The following is a 25,200-nucleotide window of genomic DNA, read 5'->3' as shown; positions in this document are numbered from 1 at the left end:
GAAAAAAGAATAGATGGATAATATAGCGTTGATTGAATCCTTTGGTGATTTTAAAGACGAAAAAGGGATCAGTAAGATTGATCTTATGGCAATTATTGAAGATTCACTGAAAACTCTTTTAAGAAAGAGATTCGATTCAGATGATCATTTTGATGTGATTGTAAACCCGGATAAAGGAGATTTTCAGATATTTTTAAATAAAACAATTGTAGAGGACGAAATGTCTGAAGATGATGATTTGGAAATTGAAATTTCTGAAGCAAAGAAGATTGATCCTACCTTCGAAGTAGGTGAAGACTTTACAATGGAAATTCCTGTTGCACAGTTGGGAAGAAGAAATATTCTTACCCTTAAGCAAATCCTTGCTACAAAACTTCAGGAACACAATAATGCAATGCTGTACGAACAGTTCAGAGATAAAATTGGTGAAATTGTTGTAGGGGAAATCCACCACATCCGTCATAAGCACGTGATTCTGCTGGATGATGAAGGAAATGAATTTATTTTACCAAAAGAAAACCAGATCCCATCCGATTTCTTTAAAAAGGGTGAGAATATCAGAGCTATTGTTGAGACAGTAGATTTTAAAGGTTCTAAACCACAGATTATTATTTCCAGAACTGCACCTAAATTCCTTGAGAAGTTATTAGAGCTGGAAATTCCTGAGATCCAGGACGGAACAATTATCCTGAAAAAGGTAGTGAGGATTCCTGGTGAAAAGGCGAAGATTGCAGTAGATGCTTATGATGACAGAATTGATCCTGTAGGAGCTTGTGTAGGAGTGAAAGGATCCAGAATTCATGGCGTTGTAAGAGAGTTGAGAAATGAAAACATCGATGTTATTCAGTGGTCTAAAAACCCTGAGATCTTGGTGAAGAGAGCATTAGGAAATGTTACTATTAACAAAATTGAAATCAATGAGGAGACGAACTACGCGTTGGTGTATACTCCTGTTGAAGAAATTTCTAAAGTGATCGGAAAACAAGGTCAGAATATCAGACTGGCTTCTTGGTTGACAGGATATGAGATTGATGTATACAGAGAGTCCAGCGAGGATGATGATGTTGAATTGAAAGAATTTAACGATGATATCGAGCAGTGGATTTTGGATGAGTTTAAGAAAGTAGGACTTACGACTGCAAAATCAGTATTGGATAAAGAAACTGAAAGTCTTTTAAATATGGTTGACCTTGAAGAAGAAACTATTGAAGAGGTGAAACGTATTCTGAGAGAAGAATTTGAAGATTAAGATTTTAAATAAATTTTAATAAACAGTAAAAAAGAAATACTTTAATTTTAAAAATTAAAAACAGTAAATAATATAAATGCCAAAAATTAGATTAAATAAAGCGGTTAAGGAATTCAACATTTCGATGTCCAGATTAGTAGAGTTTTTACAGTCAAGGGGTTTCGAGGTTGAAAGCAATCCTAACGCTCAATTGGAAGAAGCGGCATATTCTGCATTGGAGGCTGAGTTTGCTAAAGACGGCGAACAAAGAAAGGCTTCCCATGAGGTGGTGATCACTAAAGTTCCGGAAGAAAAACTGGAAATTGAAGAAAAGAAAACCCCTGAAGTGATAAGAGCTAAAGCAAATAAACCAGAAACTAGAATTTTAGGTAAAATAGATTTGGAACCTAAGAAGCCTGAAGCTGAAGAGGCTCCTGCAGCTCCTGCAGTTCCTGTGGCTCCTGTTGCGACACCGGTTGAAGAAAAGAAAGAAGAAATCGTGAAAGAAGAACAACCGGAAGTTAAAGCAGCGCCTGAAAAGCAGGAATTTAAAGTTTTGGATAAAATTGATTTGTCTCAAATAGAATCTAGAAACAGACCTGTGAAAAAAGACAAACCAAAAATGGAGGAGAAAAAAGAAGAAGTTAAACCTGTGGAAACAGTAAAAGAAACTCCAAAACCAGTGGTTGCAGAGGAGAAAAAAGTGGAAACTCCAAAAACAGAGGCTGAACCTGAATCTCAGGAACCACAGAAAATTGAGACAGTATATCAGAAGCTTGACGGTCCTAAAATCGTTGGGGAAAAGATCGACTTGACTCAGTTTGCGCCGAAGCCGGGTGCCGGAGCAAAAAAGAAAAGAAAGAGAATTGAAAAACCTGGTCAGAATAACCAACAAGGTCAGGGGAATAATCAAAACTCAGGAAATAATAACCAAGGTGGTCAGGGCCAGGGAAATCGTCAGAATAATAACGGTGGACAAGGCGGAAACCGACAGGGTCAGGGAGGACAAGGAAACCGTCCTCAAGGTCAGGGTGGCCAGGGTGGAAACCGTTTTGGAAATAACCAGGGTGGTGGAAACCGTCAGGGTCAAGGTGGTGGCTTCAAAAAAGGAGGTCAGAACAACAGACCAGGGCAAAGAGTTATGCCAGTTGAATTAACTGACGAACAGGTTAAAAACCAGATCAAAGAAACATTAGAAAAACTTACTAATAAAGGAGGAAAATCTAAATCTGCAAAACACAGAAAAGATAAAAGAACTTTCCGTAGAGAGCAGGATGAGCGCCAGCAGGAGCTTGAAGCACAAGACAGAACTCTTAAAGTAACAGAATTCATCACAGTAGGTGAATTGGCAAGTTTGATGAATGTTTCTCCAACTGAAGTAATCTCTGCTTGTTTCTCATTAGGGGTAATGGTTACCATGAACCAGAGACTTGAAGCGGATACCTTATTATTAGTAGCAGATGAATTCGGTTATAAAATCGAATTCTCAGATGCTGATCTTGAAGATACAGATGCTGAAGATGAAGTGGATACTGAAGAAAGCTTATTGCAGAGAGCTCCTGTAGTTACTGTAATGGGACACGTTGACCACGGTAAAACTTCATTATTGGATTACATCAGAAAAACCAACGTAATTGCTGGTGAATCAGGAGGAATTACTCAGCACATCGGTGCTTATAATGTGAAGCTGGAAAATGGTCAGAGAATTACTTTCTTAGATACACCAGGTCACGAAGCCTTTACAGCGATGAGAGCAAGAGGGGCGCAGATCACGGATATTGCAATTATCGTAATTGCGGCCGATGATGATGTAATGCCACAAACAAAAGAAGCAATTGCTCACGCACAGGCTGCAGGAGTACCAATGATTATTGCTATCAACAAAGTGGATAAGCCGAATGCAAACCCGGACAACATCCGTCAGCAGTTATCAGGATTAAATCCACCGGTTTTAGTAGAAGAATGGGGTGGGAATGTTCAGGCACAGGAGATCTCAGCTAAATTCGGTAATAACGTAGATGTATTGTTGGAAAAAGTTTTACTACAGGCTGAAATGCTTGAGTTGAAAGCGAATCCTGACCGTGCAGCAAACGGAGTTGTTATTGAAGCATCTTTAGATAAAGGTAGAGGTTATGTAGCAACAATGTTGGTACAGACCGGAACTTTAAGAGTAGGTGATTATGTAGTAGCAGGTAAAAATCACGGTAAAGTAAAAGCTTTGCTTGATGAAAGAGGTAAAAATCTAAAAGAAGCAGGGCCATCAATTCCTGCAACAATCTTAGGTTTGGACGGAGCGCCTACTGCAGGTGATAAATTCCGTGTATATGCTGATGAAAGTGAAGGTAAAGCAATTGCCAATAAGAGAGAGCAGCTGCAGAGAGAATTATCAATCAGAACCAAGAAGCATACAACCCTTGAAGAATTGGGTAGACGTATTGCTTTAGGAGAATTCAAAGAATTGAACATTATCCTTAAAGGAGACGTGGATGGTTCTGTAGAAGCGCTTTCTGATCAGTTACAAAGATTATCAACAGAGGAAATCAGTGTGAAGATTCTTCACTCAGGTGTTGGGCAGATCACTGAATCTGATATCAACTTAGCAGCAGCATCAGATGCCATTATCATTGGATTCAATGTAAGAGCAGGTGCCAATGCAAAAGAACTTGCCGATCGTGAGGAAATTGAGATCAGAACTTACTCTGTAATCTATAAAGCAATCGATGAAGTAAAAGAAGCGATGGAGGGAATGCTTTCTCCGGAAATTCAGGAACAGGTGATTGGTAATGTTGAAATCCGTGAAGTATTCAAGATTTCTAAAGTAGGAACAATTGCAGGTTGTATGGTTCTTACCGGAAAAGTAACAAGACAGTCAAAAGTACGTTTGCTAAGAGATGGTATTGTTAAATTTGATGGTGAACTTGAAAGTTTGAAACGTTTCAAAGATGATGTTAAGGAAGTAACAAAAGGTTACGAATGTGGTCTGAACCTTAAAGGTTATAATGATATTGAAATCGGAGATATTCTTGAAGTTTACGAAGAAGTAGCAGTTAAGAAAAAACTGAAGTAATAATTTAAGATAAAGAAAGCAGGCATCTCAGATGCCTGCTTTTTTATTAATATAATAGTTATTAATAATCTAATTCTGGTTCAAAAAAGTCACAAGCTTTATTAAATCTTCATCCTTATCAAACTTTATTTTATTGGATTTAAAGAAACTGGCTAAGCTGTCTTTTTTATCTGGAAATTGGTTGATAATATCCTTTTGGTTTTTAGGCTTTTTGATAAAGCCGTTTTGTGTTTTGATGTAATATACAGGAGGTAATTTCCTGAAATTAGCAGGTCTTTCACTAGCATAAGAATTTGGCGCTGGTACAACATCTGTAAATTTAGTTTTGACTTTTTTGTACAGAGTGTTTTTTCCGTTGGCCAATTCAAAAAAATAGCCGTTGAGATCATCTGATGTGTCAACTAAAACTAATACTTGCTTAGGAGACAGAACTTCAATTCTTGAAAAATCAGTGGTTTTTGGAAGAACCTGAACTTGTCCGTTTTTCTTAAATTCGATTTCATCAGTGTAGCTGTTATAACGTACGGGAAGCTGTTCATAATTAACAGCAATCTTTGCATCAGAAAATTCTTTACCAATATATGGTGAATCCCCTGAAATCTCATCATATTTAAATGTTTTACCTGTAGTCGAGTTGATGCCGTCAAATACAGCTTGTGCTCCTGTAGCACCGTTCACTGATAGTGTATTTTGTGCAAAGCTAAAACTGAAGCTAAATATGGCTAATGCTGTTAAAACTATTTTTTTCATGTTTAATTTTTTTTAAAGTTATAAATATATTACTTTTTAAAAGAAACCAGTGCTTTTTTGTTTTTTTAATCAGAGAAAGTAGTTGTGTTGAAAAGATTGAAATTAATGATGTTGTTAATTAAAAAAAAACACCTATAAGCTTGAATATTAGTATTGTTTTAATTTAGATTCATTATAAATAATTATTTTTCTATTGATTTAAAAGTGTTAAAAAGTGAATAATTTGAGTTTGTAATTTAAATTATAATAATTTTTTACATCTAATATTATGAATTATAATGTATGTAGTGGGCTTAGATTGATTTATCATGAATATATCTATGATTTGTGAATCTGAAAAATTTGCTAGTGTTAATATTTATTAACATATTTGCTCCTAAAATATATTAAAATTTGTTAATATGAATGTTAAATTACGTGTATTAACGGCTGGTGTTTTGTTTTTTACAGGACAGGCTGTATTTGCTCAGGAAAAAGACTCCAAGGATAAAAAAGACAAGGAGACAAAAATTGAGGAAGTAGTTGTCTTAGGATATAGTAAGACCGCTACAAAAGCAAAATCTACAACTTCTTCAGTAACTGTAGGTGCTGAAACCTTAGAAAACAGACCTAACATTTCTGTTCTGAATTCAATTCAGGGAACAGCACCAGGTATTGTGATTAACTCTGGATCTGGTTCTCCTGGTTCTGGTAAATTCAATATCTTGATTAGAGGTATGAGTTCTTTGAATGGTTCAAGAGATCCATTATACGTAGTAGATGGTGTTATCACTTCAGGTTCACAGTTCAGAAACTTAAACTCTTATGATATTGAGACATTCAGTATTCTGAAAGATGCACAAGCTACAGCAATTTATGGTAACAGAGCTGCAAACGGAGTTGTTGTAATTACAACAAAAGGAGGGAAATTTAATTCAGGATTGAAGATTTCTTATGATGCCCTGACTTCTTTCTCAATGATACCTAAGCCTGACTATAATATGTCTAGTGCTAAACAGCAGTTACAGATACAAAAAATTTACGGAGGTGGTTTTGCGGCAGATCAAGGCCTATCTCAGGAAGATATTGATAACTGGGCAATAGATACTGACTGGAGAAAGCAATTTACTCGTGTAGGTATTTCTCAGCAACATAATTTAGCGATTACAGGAGGAGGTGAAAATATAAACAACTTCTTATCTTTAGGTTATTTAGACAGTGAAGGTACTGTAAAATCTACCGATTTCAAGAGATTTACATTAAGAAACAACTTAAGTGGTAAGTCTAAAGATGGCAGATTAACCTTCGGTACAATTCTAGGTTTAGGATATTCCAAAAGAAATCAGTTAGACGATGAAGAGAATACAGGAATCAGCTCCAACGTAATTCAGAATGCATTATTTGGTAGTGTACTTTCCCCTTCATATGTGGCTCCTAATCCATATTCTAATGGAGTAGAACTATTCAATGCTATTGGACAAAACAGTGCAGGAAACAGAGCTTGGATCCTTCAGGATAATATTAATGGAGGAGTTAGAAACAGATTTACTGAATTAAGTATTTCTGCTAATGCAAATGTAAATTATAAGATTACTGATTACCTAAGTGTAGGTAACAGAACTGGTATAGAATATAAAGAATACGAAAGAATCTTTGCAAGAGGTGCTCAAGGGTATTTATCTACAGCTGTAGCAGCGGGAGCTGGTGCTAAATATGGAGGATCAGAAAGTTTTACGACAACTCAGGATCTGACATTTAACAGTATCACAAACATTACTTTCAATAAAACATTCGGTGACCATACTATTTCAGTTGCTGCTTACATGGATTATATTAAAGCTCATGTAAATACAAATACACAAACTCAAAATGGATTAAACCCATTACAATGGCAGTTTGGTGCTGGAACAGGATATATTCCATTTAATCCTGATACACCGAATATTTACAGACCTACTGTAGGAGCTTCAAAAGTAACCGCAGGTACTTTGGCCTATTTCGGTACTGTAGACTATGATTACAAAGATAAATATGGAGTAAGTGGAGTTATCAGAAGAGATGGATCATACCGTTTCTTACCTACTAACAGATGGGAAACTTTCTGGTCAGCTGCCGTAAGATGGAATATTGACAAAGAAGATTTCATGGCTGAGTCTGGATTCAGATTGCTTAAATTAAGAGCTTCTATTGGTACTACAGGTAACCAGAATTTAGGAGTTGCAGCTAATAACCAAAACCCTTTAGCATTACTTCCGAATAACTTCCTTGATTTATATTCAGGAATCTCTGGATATCAAAACTTATTGGGATATAATTTTGTGAATTTATCTAACCCTTATTTGAAATGGGAGCAGGTAAAACAAACAAATGTTGGGGTTGATTTCAACTATAAAGGTCTTGTAGAAGGTAGCTTTGACTACTATCAAAAAAGAACAACAAGAATGTTCAATACGTTGCAGAGATCAGCTGTTACAGGTACTTACGGTATTAGAGGGAATGACGGAATCCTTGATAATAAAGGGGTTGAAGGTCTAATCAGGGTTAATGCTATAAGAACAGAGAACACAAAACTATCTATCTTTGTTAACGGAGCTTACAACTCTAACAAAATCGTTTCTATGAGTAACGAAGATTTGTCAGGAGATGTTGTTAATGCTATTGGAGGTCCTGCTAGCCAGTATCAGCTATATCCATACGTAGGAGTAAACGCGGCAAATGGAAATATGCAATTCCTTGATATCAATGGAAATATTACAGAGAACCCACAACCTTCAGACAGAAGATTGACAGGGAAATCTCCATATGCTAAATTTACAGGAGGTTTTGGATTTAACTTCCAATACAAAGGATGGTTCCTTGATACATTATTCTCATACCAACAAGGAGGATATATTTATGACAATTTATACTCTTGGGTAATGAATCCTGATTATGCAGCTGCTAACATTAACGTATCTGCTAATTTATTAAACGCTTGGACTCCGGAAAATACTGGATCTGATGTACCTAACTTATTTGCTGATAACGCTGGTACAGATGGTTCTTCAGATAGATTCTTATATAAATCAGATTTCATAAGACTTAAGAATGTTTCTTTAGGATATTCATTTACTAAAGATCAGTTAGGAAAATTACCTGTTAAAGGTATTAAAGTGTTTGTTCAGGCTGAAAACCTATATACATGGAGCAGCTGGAAAGGATTTGACCCTGAGCCGGTTACTACGTACTCATTAAATGTATATCCTAACCCTAAAACAGTTTCAGTTGGGTTAAATGTTGATTTTTAATAAAAAAGAATTATGAAAAGAATTATAAATACAGTTTTAATTTTAGCAACTTTATCAGCAACAGGATTTGCTTTAAATAGTTGCCAGGATGCACTAGATATTAAACAGGCGGGGGAATTGAAGCCTGAAGAAGTATTTACGAATGTATCAAATTTGAACGAAGCTTTAAATGGATCGGTATATGCTGTGTTTGATCCAATCGATGAAATATATTTTACTGCAGTTTTCACAGATGAAGTTAAGCCTGGAAGCGGTAGTGGTGGTCAGGAGTACGAACTACACAGATTTTTCCTTGATCCATCTACTCAAATTGTTGGAGGGGGATCAGTAAGTACTGGTTCAAGTGATGGAATCTGGCTTAACAATTACAAAGTAATTAACAGAGTTAACAGATTATTGGAAGGAGCTAAAAATATCACTCCTAGTTCTGGTGAAGTTGCTCAATATAACAGTATCATTGCACAGGCTAGAGCGATCAGGGCATTTTGTTATGTTCAATTGGAAACTTATTTTGCTCCTAATATGAAAGACCCTAACGGATTAGGTGTTATTCTTATAAAAGATGTTCCGGCAACTGATGCTAAATTACCAAGAGCTAAGAATCAGGATGTTTACGACCTTATTAATGCAGATTTAGATTATGCCAGAAGTATTTTAACATATTCTAATACTGCAGCTGCAAGATACACTGTTGGTAAAGGATTCGTTAACGCTCTTTCTGCTCGTTTCAATTTATATAGAGGGAATACTACATTAGCAAAGCAATATGCTCAGGATGTGATTAATAATTCTCCTATTTTGGATGCAGCAACAGGTTCTAAGTTAACTGTAGCCAATCCTATTGTAACTACTACATCACCTGCAATTGATTTAAGTACTGGTAGTACTTGGAGAAGTGAATTTTATGGAACTGCGTCTTCTTTCAACCCATACAGAAATCTATGGAATGACTCGTCAAGAGGAGAAATTATTTTCTCTTTGAACAGACTTCCTTTGGGAGCTGGTGCAACGATTGGATCTAGATGGAATACAAACCAATCTACAGTAAGTGGAGTACCAATGTGGTTCTTAGGTAGAAACTTATTCAATTTGATTTATACTCCTGCCGGACAACCTGATAAAGGAGATGTTAGAAGATATAATTACATTGATCCAACGTCAATTATACAGACAAACTACCAGAATGTTGACTCTAGAAATGATAGATTAGTTATTGATAAGTATCCTGGTAAAACAAGTACAGCAACGAGAAATGACCTTAAGGTATTCAGATTGTCAGAAATGTACTTTATTTTAGCAGAAGCAGAAGTAGCGGCAGGTAACTTAGCTTCCGCTCAGGCACTTATTCAACAGGTGAGAGTTGCAAGAAACTATTTAGGTACTGCAACAACTCCTGTGTATACTAATGCTCAATTTGCTTACGCTGATATCTTGAAAGAGCGTAGAATCGAACTTGCTTTAGAAGGACACAGATATATTGACTTAAAAAGACTTGCTACAGTTGCAGGAGTAACAATGGATAGAAACATTAAAGATGACTTTATCACGTTACCATCTCTTAACTTACCAAATGATAGTTATAAGTATACATTACCTATACCTGTGCAAGAGACTTCTGCCAATCCAAATTGTCAGCAAAACCCTGGTTATTAATCATACAATAATCATTTGATATACAACCCCTGCTCAAAGCAGGGGTTTTTTATGTCCTTTTATTTCTTATTTTTGCTGTACAATAATGAATAATGAAGTACATCCTTTTCATACTCTTCTCTTTAGGTTTTATAGCCAAGGCTCAGGTCGTGAATAAAGCAGAGACAAAGCCTCAGTCCAAAAAAGAAGACACCCTTGTGATAGATTCCGGGAAAAAAGATTCCCTGAAAATTTTTAAACCTACCATTAATGACTACCAGTATCAGACTCAGTTTTCTGAAAAGAAAGTTTTTGATACCGTAATGACTTTTGATAAAACCTATATCTTTTCACAGCAAAATAATAAAGATAATTTTGGAAAAGTTCAGCCTGCCAACATTGGTGCAGGATTCAATCCACTTGTATTTGAAATAAATCCTGAAGAAAATCTTTCATTACTGCCTTCCAATAAATCTTACATGATCATTGGAGCCAATGATGTGAAATACTACGACGTAAAAACACCTACCGCATCATTTATTTATCATAATGCCATGCGAAACGGTGCTGCTCTGAAATCAACCTATACTCAGAACATCGGAAAAAGATTCAACTTTGCTCTTGAATATATGGGACTTCGTTCTCAGGGACTTTACAGAAACTCATTGTCAGCAAATAACAATACACTATTCTCAGGTCACTATGTTTCGAAAAGCGGAAATTATGAGCTTTTTGCCCATTATCTTCATCAGAATGTAAATAATCAGGAGAGTGGAGGTATTACCGAAGATAATCTGTTTCAAAGTGGTGACAGTAATTATAGCAACAGACAAAATGCGCAGGTAAATCTGGCCTCTTCAAGCTCACAGTTTTCTTACAGAAGATACTATCTGAGTCATCAGTTTACGCCATTCAATTCCGGGAAATTCCCTTTCAGTATAAGACATATTATTTCTCATCAGGGGAACAAATATTATTATAATCAAACTGCTTTGGAGCCTTATTGGTATAATGATCCTGCTGAACTGGTAGACGGTTTCCCGCTGACAACAAAAAAATATTCCGAAAACTTCAGCAATACGGTAAGCTTGATTTTTAATAATGAAAAATTCAAGCTGGATGCAGGGGTACGTTATCAGATGATCAAATTAGGTATAAGAGATGTTGTTGCACTGAACGGTGTTCCTTTCCCTGGCGAACTGAAAGAAAACAGAATTGGAGCTGTAGGAAATCTGCAGGTAAAACTTTGGGATAAAATTCAATTGAATTCATTCCTGGAATTTTCAAACGGAAGCCAGTTTAAAAGTTACCTGAAGACAACCAATAATCTGAAGTTTGAACCAATCAAAGATTATTTCGTTAATGCAAAAGTAAACTTCCAGAGTGCCTATCCTTCATTCAATTATTTATTAAATACTTCCGTTTATAACAATTTCAATTATTATCTTGAAGATGCGAAGAACCAGTCTGTAATGGAAGTAGGAGGTAGCATCAATCTGAAATGGTTCAAAACAGAGCTTTTCGCCAATTACTTCAGAATTGATAACTATACGTATTTTGACAGTAACGGAAGTCCGAAGCAAAGTAATAATTCTGTGAATATTTCTCAGATCGGAGGAGATGCCACATTCAGCTTCAATAAATTCCACCTGAATACAAGAGTGCATTTCCAGAATACTTTAACCAATAAAGAACTGCTTCCTTTACCAGGTTTTATCGGTAGAGCCAACTTCTTCTATCAGACACAGGCCTTTAAAAAAGCAGCGGAAATTCAGGCAGGGGTTAAAGTATATTATTTCTCTAAATTCGCTTCAAGAGAATATTTCCCGGTTCTTAATGAATACATTCTGCCAAGAGCAGATTCATTTTCAATTGGAGGACAGCCTATCGCCGATGTTTATATTAATATGAAGGTGAAGAAAATGTTCTTTTTCATAGAAGGACAGCAGATAGGAACGGTGATCTCCAACAACAAAGCATATGCATTTCCACATTACCCGGTGTATGATTTCAGATTGAATATCGGAATCGTGTGGTATTTGTTCAACTAAAAACTGTACAGGTTGAAAGCAATTAATAAAATATTATTTAACGATATAGAAAGCATTCCTCAGCTGGTAAAAGATTTTTTACATGAGAAGATTGAGGGGTTTGAAAATAACACATTTTCCTTAGAGCATTTCAGACAGCAGATTCATCTGAAGAAAGATTCTTTCGCATCAGAGAAAAGAAATATTTTAGCTGATGTATTCGAAAGCCAGCTAACAAGCCTTTCTTTATCTTCAAAGCAGAAAGAAAATATTGAAAGTATTAAACAGCCAAACACGTTCACTATTACAACAGGGCATCAGCTGAACCTGTTTTCCGGACCTGTTTTCTTTGTATATAAAATTCTTCAGACAATAAAGACATGCACCTATCTGAAAGAAAATTTTCCGGATTTTAATTTTGTTCCGGTATATTGGATGGCTTCGGAGGATCATGATTTTGCAGAGATCAACCATTTTAAAACTGAAAATAACTATTACGAAACCAACGAAAAATCTGGTGGCCCGGTAGGGAGAATTGAAATCAGTGATACCTATTTTATTTCTGAATTTGAAAAAGAATTTAAAGATTCTGTTTTCGGGACAGAGCTGATTTTAATGATGAAGGAAGCTTATAAAGCAGGAAACACCTTAACGGAAGCCATTAAGATTCTTGTCAACCGTCTTTTTTCAGAATTCGGACTTTTGATTCTGGATGGAGATTCTGTAGAACTTAAGAATCAGATGAAAACGATTTTTAAAGATGAGCTTCTGAACTTCAGTTTACAGAAAACTTCCAAAGACAAAGTAGATTTTCTTACTGAGAAATATGGAAAGGTTCAGGTAAACCCTCGTGAAATTAACCTTTTCTATCTTTCTGACACCAGAGACAGAATTGAATTTAATGGTCAGAAGTATATCATTGTGGATAAGACCATCCAGTTTACAGAAGAAGAGATTCTGGCTGAACTGGAAAATCATCCTGAAAAATTCAGTCCGAATGCATTAATGCGTCCTGTTTATCAGGAAAACGTGCTTCCCAATCTGGCTTATATCGGTGGAAATGCCGAAATCATGTACTGGCTGGAACTGAAGGATTATTTCTCAAAAATCAATATTCCTTTTCCTATCCTGATTCCAAGAAATTCTATGCTTTTCCTGAAAGAAAAAACCTTAGGGAAAATAGAAAAGCTTGATCTTAAAATAGAAGATTTTTTCCAGAATTTCACGGTACTTACGAATCGGAAGATTTTAAAAGATAATCCTATTCTACAATTGCTGGAAGAAAAAGAAGAAGTATTGATCAGCAATTTTTCTGTGTTGAAAGCTTCTGCGGAAACCACGGAGAAATCTTTCGGTAATATGGTGAAGGCAGAAGAAGTACGACAGCTGAAATCATTTAAAAGAATGAAAAAACGCCTGCTTCATGCTGAAAAAATAAAACAGAATGAATTGCTGGAAAGACTTGAAAATCTGTTTTTAGATGTTCATCCCGCAAAAACATGGCAGGAGAGGGTATATAACTTTAGTGTATTCTTTTCAGATTATGGCTATTCGTGGCTTGAAAATTGTTTGGAAGAAATGGTGGTTCAAGATTCAAAATTAATAATTGTTGCCATTTAATTTTAAAGAAGTATTTTTGTAAATTATAATTATCGAATATGATAAAGAGGTTTTTTATTCTATCCAGTTTATGTATGGTTTTGGGAGTTTCAGCCCAGAAATCACATACGGTTGTGCAAGGTGACAATCCTTACAACATTGCAAAAAAGTATGGAATGACTGTAGATGAATTGCTGAAGCTAAACCCAAAACATAAAGATGGCAAACTGGCGATCGGAGATGTTTTAACGATAAAATCAGAAAAAGCAGCCACTCCAGCTGTAACAAAAACAGCTCCGGCAGGAAAAGTAACTTCAAATACAGGTGCTTCTTCTCTGGGTAAAATTGTTTTAATGCCAAAGCAAACCATCTATGGTATTACAAAACAATACAGAATTTCTGAAACTGATTTAAGAAAACTGAATCCTGAACTGGATTCTCACATGAAAATCGGAGACGAAATCACATTACCTCTTGCCAGTATAAAAAAATATGGTGGCGAGCAACAGGCTGTAACAGCAGAAAAGCACGTTGAAACTCCTGTAGAAAAAGTAACAGCAACTGCTGCTACATCTGCTACTACTGCTGCAGAAGGAGAATCTTATGTGATTCAGGCAAAAGATAATTATTACAGAATTACAAAACAGTTTGGCATCAGCCAGCAGGACCTTTATGCTTTAAATCCGGGATTGGAAGAAAAAGGACTGAAACCTGGTGATACCATAACAATAAAAAGATCCAATAACAATAATACTGATACTGTTGCTGAAACTTCAAATCCAAAAGCAAAAATGGATTCAGGGAACGAAAAATCAACCGCTGCTTCCACTGTTGTTGCAGGTGATGATTATGTTACCTACACGGTTCAGCAGGGAGATACAGTATTCTCTATCGTTAATAAATTCGGTGTTTCTATTGATGAGCTTATCGCTCTCAACCCGGATCTTTCACACGGTTTGAAAACCGGAATGGTTCTAAAGATCAAAAAGCAGGATGCAGCTTATATAAAGAAAAATGGTGATGCTTTAAGCGTTATCCTGATGCTTCCTTTCGGGTACAGTACCAATGAAACTCAGTACAGAGGAATGGCACTTGACTTTTTGACAGGAGCTAAACTTGCTATTGAAAGAAATGCAAGGGGAGGACAAAAATTAGATATTAAAGTAGTAGACTCAGGGAATGAAGCTTCGTTCAAAAACTCTTTGACACAGATTAATCCTGATAATACAGATCTTATTATCGGACCTTTCTTCAAATCCAATGTCATTGATGTTCTTGATTTCACCAAAAATCAAAAAATCCCGATTGTAGCACCATTTGCCAACTCTCCGGAACTCTATAACTACAGTAACCTTATTATTGTAGAAACCAATAATCAGACGTATGCTGATAAGATTGTAGAAGAAGTAAAAGCAGTGTATTCAGATCAGAAAATATATATAGTGGCAGATGCTAAAAAAGAAGATGCCAACTATATCAAAGCCGGACTTGAAAAAGCGGTGAAAAATCCTAATATCATTATTGTTAATTCGTCGGCAGATATTCAGCCGGATCAGAATATGATGACAGGACAGTCTGCACCGGTTATTGCCATTTTAGCAAATGATGATAATACTGCAGGAGATGCTTTTGCCAACAGAATGATTGCGATGTCTAAAGAAGTTCAGGGAATAAAAGCCTTCAGTATGTTCTATTCTCCTGTTTTTGAGAAGAAAGTGGATGAGCTGAGCCAGGCAAGTCTTGTATATCTGATGGATAGAAAGATCAATACAGACGGAAGCTTTGAGAAAGAAATTCTGGCTGCTTATAAAAGCAAATACTGCAAAACGCCACCGAAATATGCTATCGTAGGTTTTGATGTGGTAAATGACATGTTAACCAGAGAGAATAAAAAAGGAGAGATCTTTAAACAAATGAATAAAGTTCAGACTCAGCTTGCGACCAAATTTGAGTTTGTAAAATCTAAAGCTAACGGTGCTTATGTAAATACAGGTTACAGAGTAATCAGGTTAGTACAATAAATGATTTATAGCACTTAAAACGAATATTGTTAACATTATAGTTATATTTGCATAATATTTAATTCAATACATGAAAGCACTTGTATTTCCAGGGCAGGGTTCTCAGTTCGTAGGAATGGGAAAAGAATTGTATGATTCTAGAAAAGATATTAAAGATCTGATGGAATCTGCCAATGAAATTTTAGGTTTCGACATTCTTTCCATTATGTTTAACGGTACGGATGCGGATCTTAAGAAAACAGAGGTTACCCAGCCTTCAATATTTATACATTCAGTAGCAGCATTAAAAGCCGTAAATGGTCTTGGTGCTGAAATGGTAGCAGGACACTCTTTGGGAGAGTTCTCAGCTTTGGTTGCCAACGGAGTTTTATCCTTTGATGACGGTTTGAAATTAGTTTCTGAAAGAGCGAAAGCGATGCAGGAAGCTTGTGACGCCAATCCAAGTTCTATGGCTGCAATCTTAGGATTGGATGATGCCAAGGTTGAAGAAATCTGTGCACAGATTAGCGGGGTTGTTGTTCCTGCTAACTATAACTGTCCGGGACAATTGGTTATTTCAGGGGAAACTCCTGCAGTAGAAGAAGCTTGTATAAAGCTGAAAGAAGCAGGCGCTAAAAGAGCATTGCTGTTACCGGTAAACGGAGCTTTCCACTCACCATTGATGCAGCCTGCACAGGAGAGACTGGCAGCAGCTATCGAAAAGACAAAATTCAGAAAAGCAACTATTCCTGTATACCAGAATATTACGACTACGGCGGTAACCAATCCTGATGAGATCAAGCAAAACCTGATCGCTCAGCTTACCGGTCCTGTAAAATGGACTCAATCTGTTCAGAATATGATTAAAGATGGTGCCTCTAACTTTGTGGAAGTAGGACCAGGAAAAACCCTTCAGGGATTGATCAAAAAAATTGACGGATCTGTAGAAGCAACTTCTGCAATCTAAATAAAAAAAATATGAGCGCGATCTTTTCACCGGGCAAGCTTATGCTTACTTCAGAATATTTCGCAATCGATGGAGCTCTTGTCTTAGCGGTACCTACCAGGCTGGGACAAGAGTTTTTCTTTGAAGAAAAAGAAGATGGAAAATCTCTTATTCTTTGGGAAGCCTATCATCAGAATACATTATGGTTAAAAGCTGTCATTGATTATAAAAACTGGCAGATCTTAGAAACCAATATTCCATCAAGCGCTGAATTTATCACCAAAACATTACAAAATGTTCAGCTGCTTTCTGACAGTAAATTCAAAACTGATCTTACTTACCATTTAAAAACCAATCTTCAGTTTCCAGCGGATTATGGGCTTGGGAGCAGTTCCACCCTGATGAATAACCTGGCGGAATGGGCTGAAATAGATCCTTTTCATCTTAACACCATCAGTTTGGGAGGCAGTGGATACGATATCGCTGTAGCGAAAGAAAAATCTGCAGTGCTTTTCCAAAGTAAACCTGAGATAAGATATGAGAAAGTAGATTTTAATCCGTCCTTTAAAAATGAACTGATTTTTATTCATTTAAATCAGAAGCAGGATAGTAGGGAAGGAATCAATTTTTACAAATCAAAAAAGAAGTCCCCGGAATTGGTTGATGAATTTTCGGATATCACAAAGAAAATTATGTTATGCAATGAATTGGAAAATTTTTCTGAATTAATGATGATTCATGAGCGGAAAATTGCCGATTTTCTTGAAATTCTCACAGTTAGAGAAAAATTTTTCCCAGATTGCCCTTCATTTGTCAAAAGTTTAGGTGCATGGGGTGGAGATTTTGTGATGAGTGCGAAATTTGGGGACTATAAGAACTATTTTTGGGAGAAAGGTTTTACGACCGTTTTTGAATGGGATAATATAATTGGTTTATAATCAATATATTACAATCCTGTTTTTTTATTTGCCATTCTGACTTATATCAGTATATTTAAACCACCTTTAACAAATAATTAATATTATTTTTGTTGAAAGCAATAAAGAAATAGAAAATATAAGTAAAATGAAAAACACTAAAATCATCCAGGATTTAGAGAAATTAGGGATTAAAGGAAACTATGAAGTAGTGTATAATCCTTCTTACGAAGAATTATATCAGGCTGAAGTTTCTCCTGAAAATCAGGGGTTTGAGAAAGCTGAGCTTACAGAATCAGGCGCAGTATCAGTAAAAACAGGAATTTTCACAGGTCGTTCACCTAAAGACAGATATATTGTTCAGGATGATGTTACAAGAGATACAATTTTCTGGGATGGTAAAGTAAACTTACCTACAACTGCAGAAATTTTCGGGTCTTGTAAAGAACTAGTGCTGAACCAGCTTGCCGGATCTAAAAAGATTTATGTAGTAGATACATTCTGCGGAACGAATGCGGATACGAGACTTAAAGTAAGATTCATCGTTGAAGTGGCTTGGCAGGCACATTTTGTTACTAATATGTTCATTCGTCCTTCTCACTATGAGCTTGAAAACTTTGGCGAGCCGGATTTCACAGTAATCAACGGATCAAAGACTACCAACCCGAACTGGGAAGCTCAGGGATTAAACTCTGAAAACTTCATCATGTTCAACCTTACTGAAAAACTACAGATTATCGGAGGTACATGGTACGGAGGTGAAATGAAGAAAGGAATGTTTGCTATGATGAATTACTATCTTCCATTAAAAGGTATGGCTTCTATGCACTGTTCTGCTAACGTAGGAGAAAAAGGGGATGTAGCTTTATTCTTTGGTCTTTCAGGAACTGGTAAAACAACTTTATCGGCAGATCCTAAAAGATACCTTATCGGTGACGATGAGCACGGATGGGATAACAATGGAGTATTCAACTATGAAGGCGGATGCTACGCTAAAGTTATCGACTTATCCGCTGAAAAAGAACCGGATATTTTCGCTGCCATCAAGAGAGATGCACTTCTTGAAAACGTTGTTGTTAACAATGGAGTAGCAGATTATACAGATGGATCTATCACTGAGAACACAAGAGTTTCTTATCCAATCTATCATATCAACAAAATTGTATTGCCTTCTAAAGCAGGTCATGCCAAAAAGATTGTTTATCTTTCTGCAGATGCATTCGGAGTACTTCCTCCGGTTTCTATCCTGAATGAAGATCAGGCTCAATACCACTTCCTTTGCGGTTATACCTCAAAATTAGCTGGAACTGAAAGAGGAATTACTGAACCTCAGCCATCTTTCTCTCCAGCATTTGGTGAAGCATTCCTTACATTGCACCCAACAATGTATTCTAAAACATTAATCGGTAAAATGAAGGAGCACGGAGCTAAAGCTTATCTGGTGAACACAGGTTGGAATGGTACCGGAAAGAGAATTTCTCTGAAAGATACCAGAGCAATCATTGATGCCATCATTGACGGTTCTATTGATAATGCTCCTAAAACTCAGGTTCCGATCATGAACCTTGAAATTCCTACTGAATTACCAAATGTTTCTACAGGTATTTTAGATCCTAGAGATACCTATGAAAGTGCTTCAGAATGGGAAGAAAAAGCAAAAGATCTTGCTTCAAGATATATCAAGAATTTTGAGCAGTACTGTAATACTGAAGAAGGTAAGAAATTAGTTGCTTCAGGACCTCAATTGCAGGAACAGACTATCTAATAGTTACCAATCAACATACAAAAAGCCTCATCACTGATGAGGCTTTCTTATTAGTATTTTTTACAACTTTCAATCAATTCATTCTGTTCATCCAGTTTCAGGACTGTTGATTTGATTGATTCTTCAGTCAGATATTTTATAATCATAAAATGCTTTGAAGAAAAGTAAGACTTTCCGTCCAATATTTTATTTAAATACTTTGGAGTAGTGAAGGTCATCCAATATTTTGTTTTGTCAGAAAATTCAATGGTGACTTCTATTGCAGATTCAGTATCCTCTACTATTTCATCATCAATATGAATGGAAATAATTTCCGGTTCTTTCTCCAAGCAGAAATAAAACTTAGAATACCATCTGAGCTTTCCTTCATCATTCCAGATTCTTATATTTTCAGCATTTATTTCTTCAACGATATAAGATTTTCTTTTTGTTAATTGTCTGGAATTTACCCCAATGCTTTTACAGTAAATCTTATCCTTTATCTTCATAAATTATTTTTCATAATCATCTATGAAAATCTGTGAAATCCGTGGTTAAATAAAAAAGTATAAGTTATTTTAAACTTAATAAGGCCAACCGATACCCATCCATTCCAAAGCCTGATAAGACTGCATCCGTATTAGCTGCTGTTACAGATTTCTGTCTGAATTCCTCTCTTTTATAGATATTGCTGATATGAACTTCTACTTTAGGTTTTCTGATATTTTTTAAACAGTCTGCAATCGCATATGAATAGTGAGTGTAAGCCCCGGGATTGATCACTACTGCATCGAAGTCATCTTCCTGAAGCCTGTTGATAAGTTCTCCCTCAATATTAGACTGATAATATTTTAATTCATGAGTCTGAAACTCGGATTTTAAATTTTCCAAATAACTTTCCATAGAAACACTTCCATAGATTTCCGGTTCTCTTGTGCCCAACAGATTGAGGTTAGGGCCATTGATGATTAAAACTTTCATTCTATAAAATTAAAAAGTTTTTTTAATTAATTACATAAAAATTAAGTGATGCTGAATTTTTATTCCATTGAATTATTGATAATGATATTTGTCATGTGTGAAAAAATGATAACAGTCGCAACTCCTTATTGTAATGGGTTTTATTAAAATTTTATGTTAATTATTAAAATATTATCATGAAAAATAAATAAGTCTACTTGTTTTGTAGACTAAAAGTTTTTAGCTTTGCAACCATATTTCGATCGGCTTATAAAGAAAGATGGAGGGAACTGACCCTGTGAAGTCTTAACAACCTACCCTTAGGGCAAGGTGTTACATTCAGCCTTTTAAGGAAAAATAAGCATTTGGTTTATCGTATTTATCGATGCCCTTTGCTGACTTTTCTGCAAAGGGCAAAATTTTAATATATGGTAAATAAAATTGATTATGATTAGTAAAAATTTATTTAATTCTAAAGCCTGGATACCTTCGGTTGCTGCTTTTTTTCTTGGAGTCACCAGTGTAAGTGCACAGAATTCCAGGGCGAAAAAAGATAGTCTTCATGAAAAGGAGCTTGATGAAGTAGTTGTGGTAGCTTATGGAAAAGCAAAAAGAAACAGCTATACCGGTTCTGTAGCCACCATTTCCAGTGATAAAATCAATAACAGACCTGTAACCAATATTACCAAAGCATTGGAAGGGCAGGTTGCAGGGATTCAGACGACCAGTGCCTCAGGGCAGCCGGGTGCGGTTTCTACTATCAGAATCAGAGGAATCGGTTCTATCAGTGCTTCCAGTGATCCTTTATATGTAGTGGATGGAATTCCTTTTGACGGAAATATTAACTCTATCAGCCCAAGTGATATTGAATCCATCAGTGTTTTGAAAGACGCTACAGCAAGTGCTTTGTATGGCTCAAGAGGGGCAAACGGAATTATCATCATCACTACAAAATCAGGAAAAAAAGGAGACGCAAAAGTTAATTTTAATATCAGCCAGGGATTCTCAGGAAGAGCTGTCAAAGATTATGAACAGGTAAACACAGATCAGTACTTTCAATTATATTGGGAAGCATTACGAAACGGATATCAGTCTGGTAAAGTTTCTTCTCAGCAGGCCGCTCAGATGGCAACAGATAATCTTGTTTCTACCCTTGGGATCAATCCCTATGGAACTGCTTATCCAAAACCGGTAGGAACAGATGGAAAACTATTACCGGGAGCATCACCACTCTGGAATGACGACTGGAGAGATATTTTACAGAGAGTGGCCTCAAGAAACCAGATGGATCTTGATATCAGCGGAGGAAGTGAGAAAAGTAATTACTTCTTTTCCCTTGGTTATCTGGACGACAAAGGTATGGCCATTGAATCTGGTTTTAAAAGATATAATACCAGGCTGAAAATTAATTCCGAAGTTAAAAAATGGCTGAATGTTGGAGTAAATTTAAGCTATACGAACAGTATTCAGCAGGCGCCTACTTCTTCGGATTCAAAAGCGAGTAATATCATCAATGCGGCAAGATTCATTCCTTCATTCTATCCTTATTATGAAAGAAATGCAGACGGCACTTACGTTTTGGATGCCGACGGAAATCCGATCTATGATTTTGGAAAATACAGGCCTACGAATGCACTTCAGAACCAAAATGCGGCTGCAACGTTGCCATTGGACAAAAACGAAAATAAAGAAGATAACTTTTCAGGGAAAGGATTCATGGAATTCACTTTCTTGCCGGAGTTAAAATTCAAAACAAGCTTCTCTGTTGATCTGGTGAATTATAACGGACATTATTATTCAAATCCATTACTTGGGCAAGGTGCTGAAATTGGAGGTTCGGTGACGAAGACCAATACCAGAACACTTTCCTATACAACCAGCAATATTCTGACGTATGATAAAAAGTTTGGAAAGCATCACGTTAATGCATTAGCAGGTCATGAATTCTACAAATACGATTATCAGACGATTTCAGGAACGAGAAGTCAGTTTTCACTGCCTTATTACTATGAGCCGGATGCTGCTTCTCTGCTGGGAAGTTTCAGTGGAAACAGTAATAAATTAAGCTTATTGAGTTTCCTTGGAAAAGTAGAGTATGACTACAATAATACTTACTTTTTATCTGCATCGGGAAGAGCAGACAGTTCTTCAAGATTTGCGAAAGATAACAGATGGGGCAGGTTTTGGTCAGTGGGAGGTTCGTGGAAAATTTCGAATGAGGAATTTATTAAAAGCCTGAATGTTTTCAATCAGTTGACATTGCGTGCCAGTTACGGAGGTCAGGGGAATGATAAATTACTTAGACCCAACGGACAACCGCTTTATTACGCTTATCAGGAGCTGTACAGATTTATCAGTCTTGGTGGAGAACCGGGAACAACATTGGAGAAAACATCTACCAATAATGTGAAATGGGAAACCAACCTTAACTTAAACGTAGGATTGGAATTCGCTATTTTGAATAACAGAGTTAAAGGGAATATCGAATACTTCAAAAGAAAAAGCCAGGATCTTCTGTTTAATATGCCGGTGGCACCATCGTTGGGTATCAGTGATTATCCTGCCAATATCGGAACCATTCAGAATACAGGATTTGAATTTTCACTATTCACAACCCCTGTTAAAACTGAGGATTTCCAATGGAATGTTGATGTTAACCTAAGCACTTTAAACAACAAAGTAACCAAATTACCGGGAGGTTCTCTTGTGGTGGGAACAAAGTTATTAACGGTAGGAGGTTCTGTATATGATTTCTTTATTCCGGAATGGGTGGGTGTAGATCCAGGCAATGGAAAGCCATTGTGGAAAACAGTTTCTACTGATGCCAGCGGAAACTCAGTGGAAGGAACGACTTCAGAATACTCAAAAGCAACAAAACTATTGCAAGGTTCTGCATTGCCTAAACTGACAGGTGGAATCAGCACAAGTATCACCTATAAGAATTTTGATTTTTCAGGATTACTGACCTTCAAAATCGGAGGGAAAATTCTGGATACTGATTATACTTCTATCATGCATAACGGAAGTGCCGGAGGACGTGCGTGGAGTTCTGAAATCCTGAACAGGTGGACACCGGATAATCCATATACAGATGTTCCCGCATTGAGCACAACAACAAATAACTGGACATCAACGTCTTCAAGATTCCTGTATTCAGGTACTTATGCAAGACTTAAAAATGTAAGCTTAGGATATACACTCCCTGAAGATTATTTTGAGAAAATAGGATTGAAAAAATTCAGAATTTATATCCAGGCAGAAAACCTTCTCACATTCTATAAACATAAAGGAATGGATCCTGAGCAGGCTTTGGACGGAACCACGTATTACAGATATCCTGCCATGAGAACAATTACTTTTGGTCTTCAGGCAACGCTTTAACCTTTTAAAATTGAAACAATGAAACAATTAAAATATATATCATTTGCTCTTATCGGATTTTTGTCGTTGGCAAGCTGCGAAAGCGAGCTGGATACAGCTCCGACTGATCAGGCCAGCAGTGTAGAAGTTTTCAAAACAGCCGAAAGTGCTGAGACGGTAGTGAACGGTACCTGGGCAAAATTTAATAATGACGGAACAACCTATGCCAATATCGGGTATTCCACTGTGTTGAGAGCCAGTGATGCCATGGGAAGTGATGTAGCAGTATTGACGAATAAATATGGTTTCGCTTCTACCTATGCCTTTACAGAAATGGTGAACAGTACAGCAAGCCGCCCGCTGTTTATCTGGACTATGTTGTATTCCACCATCAATAATATGAATAATGTGATTACAAGAATTGATGGAACGGAAGGCAGTCAGGAGAAAAAGGATCAGGTGAAAGGACAGGCAAAAGCCTTACGTGCTTTCTGTTACCTGAATCTGGCGAGTTTTTACCAGTTCAGCTATCTTAAAGACAAATCAGCGTTGACAGCCCCGATTTATACAGAACCTTCCACAACAAGCACAGTAGGGAAGAAGAGAGCAAGCCTTGAAGAAATTTATACTTTGATTAAAAGTGATCTTACCGACGCCGATAACCTGTTGAAAAATTATACAAGAAATAATAAGGATAAGATCAACCGTTCTGTGGTAAACGGACTTTTAGCAAGAACTTACCTGAATACAGGAGAATGGAGCAAAGCTTCAGCATCAGCAAAAATCGCAAGGGAAGGATTTTCTCTTATGGCTCCGGAAAAATATAAGGATGGTTTCAATGATATCAACAACGCAGAATGGATCTGGGGACATGCACAGACCCAGGAACAGTCTGATGAAAGTTATGCCTTCCATTATCTGGATGTATCTTCCTCAGGAAGTTATTATTACAGCTTTATGGCAGATCCTTATTTTAAAGACCTTTTTGATACTAATGATATCAGATCTCAATTGTTTTCATGGGACGGACAGAAAGGTAGAGAAGGATTGCTGAGGTATGCCAAGTTTAAATTTAAACCAACCCTTATCGCAGATATTGTGTACATGAGAGCTGCGGAAATGTACCTGATCGAAGCGGAAGCGGAAGCCAGAAACGGAAATGTTTCTCAAGCGGTAGCAGTCTTGAACCAGTTGAAATCTGCCAGAAATGCCAATATTTATAATGGTTCATTAACACAGAATGCGGTAGTAGATGCCGTTCTGATTGAAAGAAGAAAAGAATTATTCGGAGAAGGATTTTCCCTTTCAGATATTATCAGAACGCAAGGGACGGTAGTAAGAAAACCGTTTGTAGATGCTGACGGCAAACCGATAAAAGTTCAGGTAACTACACCGGACGGTACCGTGAAAACCGTAGACGGTAAAGGACATTCTGTTCTTGATTTTCCGGATAAATCTGCTTTTACACCCAATAGTAATTATTATTTATTCAGTATTCCACAAAGAGAATTTGAGAATAACCCGAATTTATAAGATATAGTCCATAATTAGATTGATTTTTTTAAGCCACTGCTTTTGCGGTGGTTTTTTTGACTAGTCCTGAAAAAGGTTGACTAGTTTAATATTTCAAATATACTTAAATCAGAGTAGGAATTTTCCTATTCTGATTTTGTTTTTTGTATGTTTTTAATTTCACGTTAT

General features: G+C 36.5%; 15 protein-coding genes and 1 riboswitch. Of the genes, 12 read left to right on the top strand and 3 right to left on the bottom strand.

Translation table 11 applies throughout. The features are described from left to right. Window positions 1-13 precede the first annotated feature (13 nt). Both nusA and infB read left to right on the top strand, forming a co-directional pair. On the top strand, window positions 14-1,249 hold the full coding sequence (gene nusA / locus FFS26_RS04170) for a transcription termination factor NusA (protein ID WP_002982960.1): 1,236 nt from the start codon (window positions 14-16) through the stop codon (window positions 1,247-1,249). A gap of 76 nt (window positions 1,250-1,325) precedes the next feature. Next, entirely contained in the window at window positions 1,326-4,295 is a 2,970-nt protein-coding gene (infB, locus tag FFS26_RS04165; protein ID WP_110008475.1) for a translation initiation factor IF-2, read from the top strand. A gap of 69 nt (window positions 4,296-4,364) precedes the next feature. On the opposite strand, the gene FFS26_RS04160 is transcribed toward infB, so the two are convergent. Continuing rightward, complete coding sequence (locus tag FFS26_RS04160; RefSeq protein WP_137904384.1) at window positions 4,365-5,045, bottom strand: hypothetical protein; 681 nt, start codon at window positions 5,043-5,045, stop codon at window positions 4,365-4,367. Window positions 5,046-5,446: 401 nt separating this feature from the next. Between FFS26_RS04160 and FFS26_RS04155 the strand changes: the two genes are divergently transcribed. From FFS26_RS04155 to pckA, 8 genes are all read left to right on the top strand, one after another. Beyond that, window positions 5,447-8,311 carry a SusC/RagA family TonB-linked outer membrane protein gene (locus FFS26_RS04155; RefSeq protein ID WP_110008477.1) on the top strand — a complete coding sequence of 955 codons (2,865 nt, stop codon included), beginning with the start codon at window positions 5,447-5,449 and terminating at the stop codon, window positions 8,309-8,311. Window positions 8,312-8,323: 12 nt separating this feature from the next. Further along, a complete protein-coding gene (locus FFS26_RS04150) occupies window positions 8,324-9,964 on the top strand; it encodes a RagB/SusD family nutrient uptake outer membrane protein (RefSeq protein ID WP_137904383.1) in 1,641 nt (546 codons plus the stop codon). 92 nt (window positions 9,965-10,056) lie between these two features. Further along, window positions 10,057-11,994: a putative porin gene (locus FFS26_RS04145; RefSeq protein ID WP_137904382.1), complete on the top strand. Its 1,938-nt coding sequence runs from the start codon at window positions 10,057-10,059 to the stop codon at window positions 11,992-11,994. 12 nt (window positions 11,995-12,006) lie between these two features. Beyond that, window positions 12,007-13,593: a bacillithiol biosynthesis cysteine-adding enzyme BshC gene (gene bshC / locus FFS26_RS04140; RefSeq protein ID WP_137904381.1), complete on the top strand. Its 1,587-nt coding sequence runs from the start codon at window positions 12,007-12,009 to the stop codon at window positions 13,591-13,593. 38 nt (window positions 13,594-13,631) lie between these two features. Continuing rightward, on the top strand, window positions 13,632-15,593 hold the full coding sequence (locus FFS26_RS04135) for a LysM peptidoglycan-binding domain-containing protein (protein ID WP_228406431.1): 1,962 nt from the start codon (window positions 13,632-13,634) through the stop codon (window positions 15,591-15,593). A gap of 70 nt (window positions 15,594-15,663) precedes the next feature. Further along, window positions 15,664-16,539, top strand: coding sequence for an ACP S-malonyltransferase (gene fabD / locus FFS26_RS04130; protein ID WP_137904380.1), 876 nt, complete (start codon window positions 15,664-15,666; stop codon window positions 16,537-16,539). A gap of 11 nt (window positions 16,540-16,550) precedes the next feature. Further along, complete coding sequence (locus FFS26_RS04125; protein ID WP_137904379.1) at window positions 16,551-17,456, top strand: GYDIA family GHMP kinase; 906 nt, start codon at window positions 16,551-16,553, stop codon at window positions 17,454-17,456. Between the two features lie 127 nt (window positions 17,457-17,583). After that, window positions 17,584-19,200 carry a phosphoenolpyruvate carboxykinase (ATP) gene (gene pckA / locus FFS26_RS04120; protein WP_110008484.1) on the top strand — a complete coding sequence of 539 codons (1,617 nt, stop codon included), beginning with the start codon at window positions 17,584-17,586 and terminating at the stop codon, window positions 19,198-19,200. A gap of 50 nt (window positions 19,201-19,250) precedes the next feature. Here the strand turns inward: pckA and FFS26_RS04115 are convergent, their stop codons facing one another. Together FFS26_RS04115 and FFS26_RS04110 are read right to left on the bottom strand one after the other, a co-directional pair. Continuing rightward, complete coding sequence (locus tag FFS26_RS04115) at window positions 19,251-19,688, bottom strand: hypothetical protein (RefSeq protein ID WP_110008485.1); 438 nt, start codon at window positions 19,686-19,688, stop codon at window positions 19,251-19,253. Window positions 19,689-19,752: 64 nt separating this feature from the next. Continuing rightward, window positions 19,753-20,160: a type II 3-dehydroquinate dehydratase gene (locus FFS26_RS04110; RefSeq protein ID WP_137904378.1), complete on the bottom strand. Its 408-nt coding sequence runs from the start codon at window positions 20,158-20,160 to the stop codon at window positions 19,753-19,755. Between the two features lie 244 nt (window positions 20,161-20,404). Continuing rightward, window positions 20,405-20,503: riboswitch (SAM riboswitch) on the top strand. Between the two features lie 83 nt (window positions 20,504-20,586). Between FFS26_RS04110 and FFS26_RS04105 the strand changes: the two genes are divergently transcribed. Then, window positions 20,587-23,520 carry a SusC/RagA family TonB-linked outer membrane protein gene (locus tag FFS26_RS04105; protein ID WP_137904377.1) on the top strand — a complete coding sequence of 978 codons (2,934 nt, stop codon included), beginning with the start codon at window positions 20,587-20,589 and terminating at the stop codon, window positions 23,518-23,520. Window positions 23,521-23,538: 18 nt separating this feature from the next. Beyond that, window positions 23,539-25,032 (top strand): RagB/SusD family nutrient uptake outer membrane protein, encoded by a 1,494-nt coding sequence (locus FFS26_RS04100; protein WP_137904376.1) that lies wholly within the window; start codon window positions 23,539-23,541, stop codon window positions 25,030-25,032. The last annotated feature ends 168 nt before the right edge of the window (window positions 25,033-25,200 follow it).

The organism is Chryseobacterium sp. 2VB, from assembly GCF_005503635.1.
Classification (GTDB): Bacteria; Bacteroidota; Bacteroidia; order Flavobacteriales; family Weeksellaceae; genus Chryseobacterium; species Chryseobacterium cupriresistens.
Note: the sequence above shows the minus strand (reverse complement) of the source record. Positions and strands in the feature narration are given on the sequence as shown.

Excerpts from the sequence above, each read along its gene's own strand:
- nusA (WP_002982960.1), top strand. The coding sequence starts at position 14 with ATGGATAATATAGCGTTGATTGAATCCTTTGGTGATTTTAAAGACGAA.
- FFS26_RS04110 (WP_137904378.1), bottom strand. The coding sequence starts at position 20,160 with ATGAAAGTTTTAATCATCAATGGCCCTAACCTCAATCTGTTGGGCACA.
- pckA (WP_110008484.1), top strand. The coding sequence starts at position 17,584 with ATGAAAAACACTAAAATCATCCAGGATTTAGAGAAATTAGGGATTAAA.
- FFS26_RS04125 (WP_137904379.1), top strand. The coding sequence starts at position 16,551 with ATGAGCGCGATCTTTTCACCGGGCAAGCTTATGCTTACTTCAGAATAT.
- FFS26_RS04160 (WP_137904384.1), bottom strand. The coding sequence starts at position 5,045 with ATGAAAAAAATAGTTTTAACAGCATTAGCCATATTTAGCTTCAGTTTT.
- infB (WP_110008475.1), top strand. The coding sequence starts at position 1,326 with ATGCCAAAAATTAGATTAAATAAAGCGGTTAAGGAATTCAACATTTCG.
- FFS26_RS04105 (WP_137904377.1), top strand. The coding sequence starts at position 20,587 with ATGATTAGTAAAAATTTATTTAATTCTAAAGCCTGGATACCTTCGGTT.
- FFS26_RS04150 (WP_137904383.1), top strand. The coding sequence starts at position 8,324 with ATGAAAAGAATTATAAATACAGTTTTAATTTTAGCAACTTTATCAGCA.
- fabD (WP_137904380.1), top strand. The coding sequence starts at position 15,664 with ATGAAAGCACTTGTATTTCCAGGGCAGGGTTCTCAGTTCGTAGGAATG.
- FFS26_RS04155 (WP_110008477.1), top strand. The coding sequence starts at position 5,447 with ATGAATGTTAAATTACGTGTATTAACGGCTGGTGTTTTGTTTTTTACA.
- FFS26_RS04100 (WP_137904376.1), top strand. The coding sequence starts at position 23,539 with ATGAAACAATTAAAATATATATCATTTGCTCTTATCGGATTTTTGTCG.
- FFS26_RS04115 (WP_110008485.1), bottom strand. The coding sequence starts at position 19,688 with ATGAAGATAAAGGATAAGATTTACTGTAAAAGCATTGGGGTAAATTCC.
- FFS26_RS04135 (WP_228406431.1), top strand. The coding sequence starts at position 13,632 with ATGATAAAGAGGTTTTTTATTCTATCCAGTTTATGTATGGTTTTGGGA.
- FFS26_RS04145 (WP_137904382.1), top strand. The coding sequence starts at position 10,057 with ATGAAGTACATCCTTTTCATACTCTTCTCTTTAGGTTTTATAGCCAAG.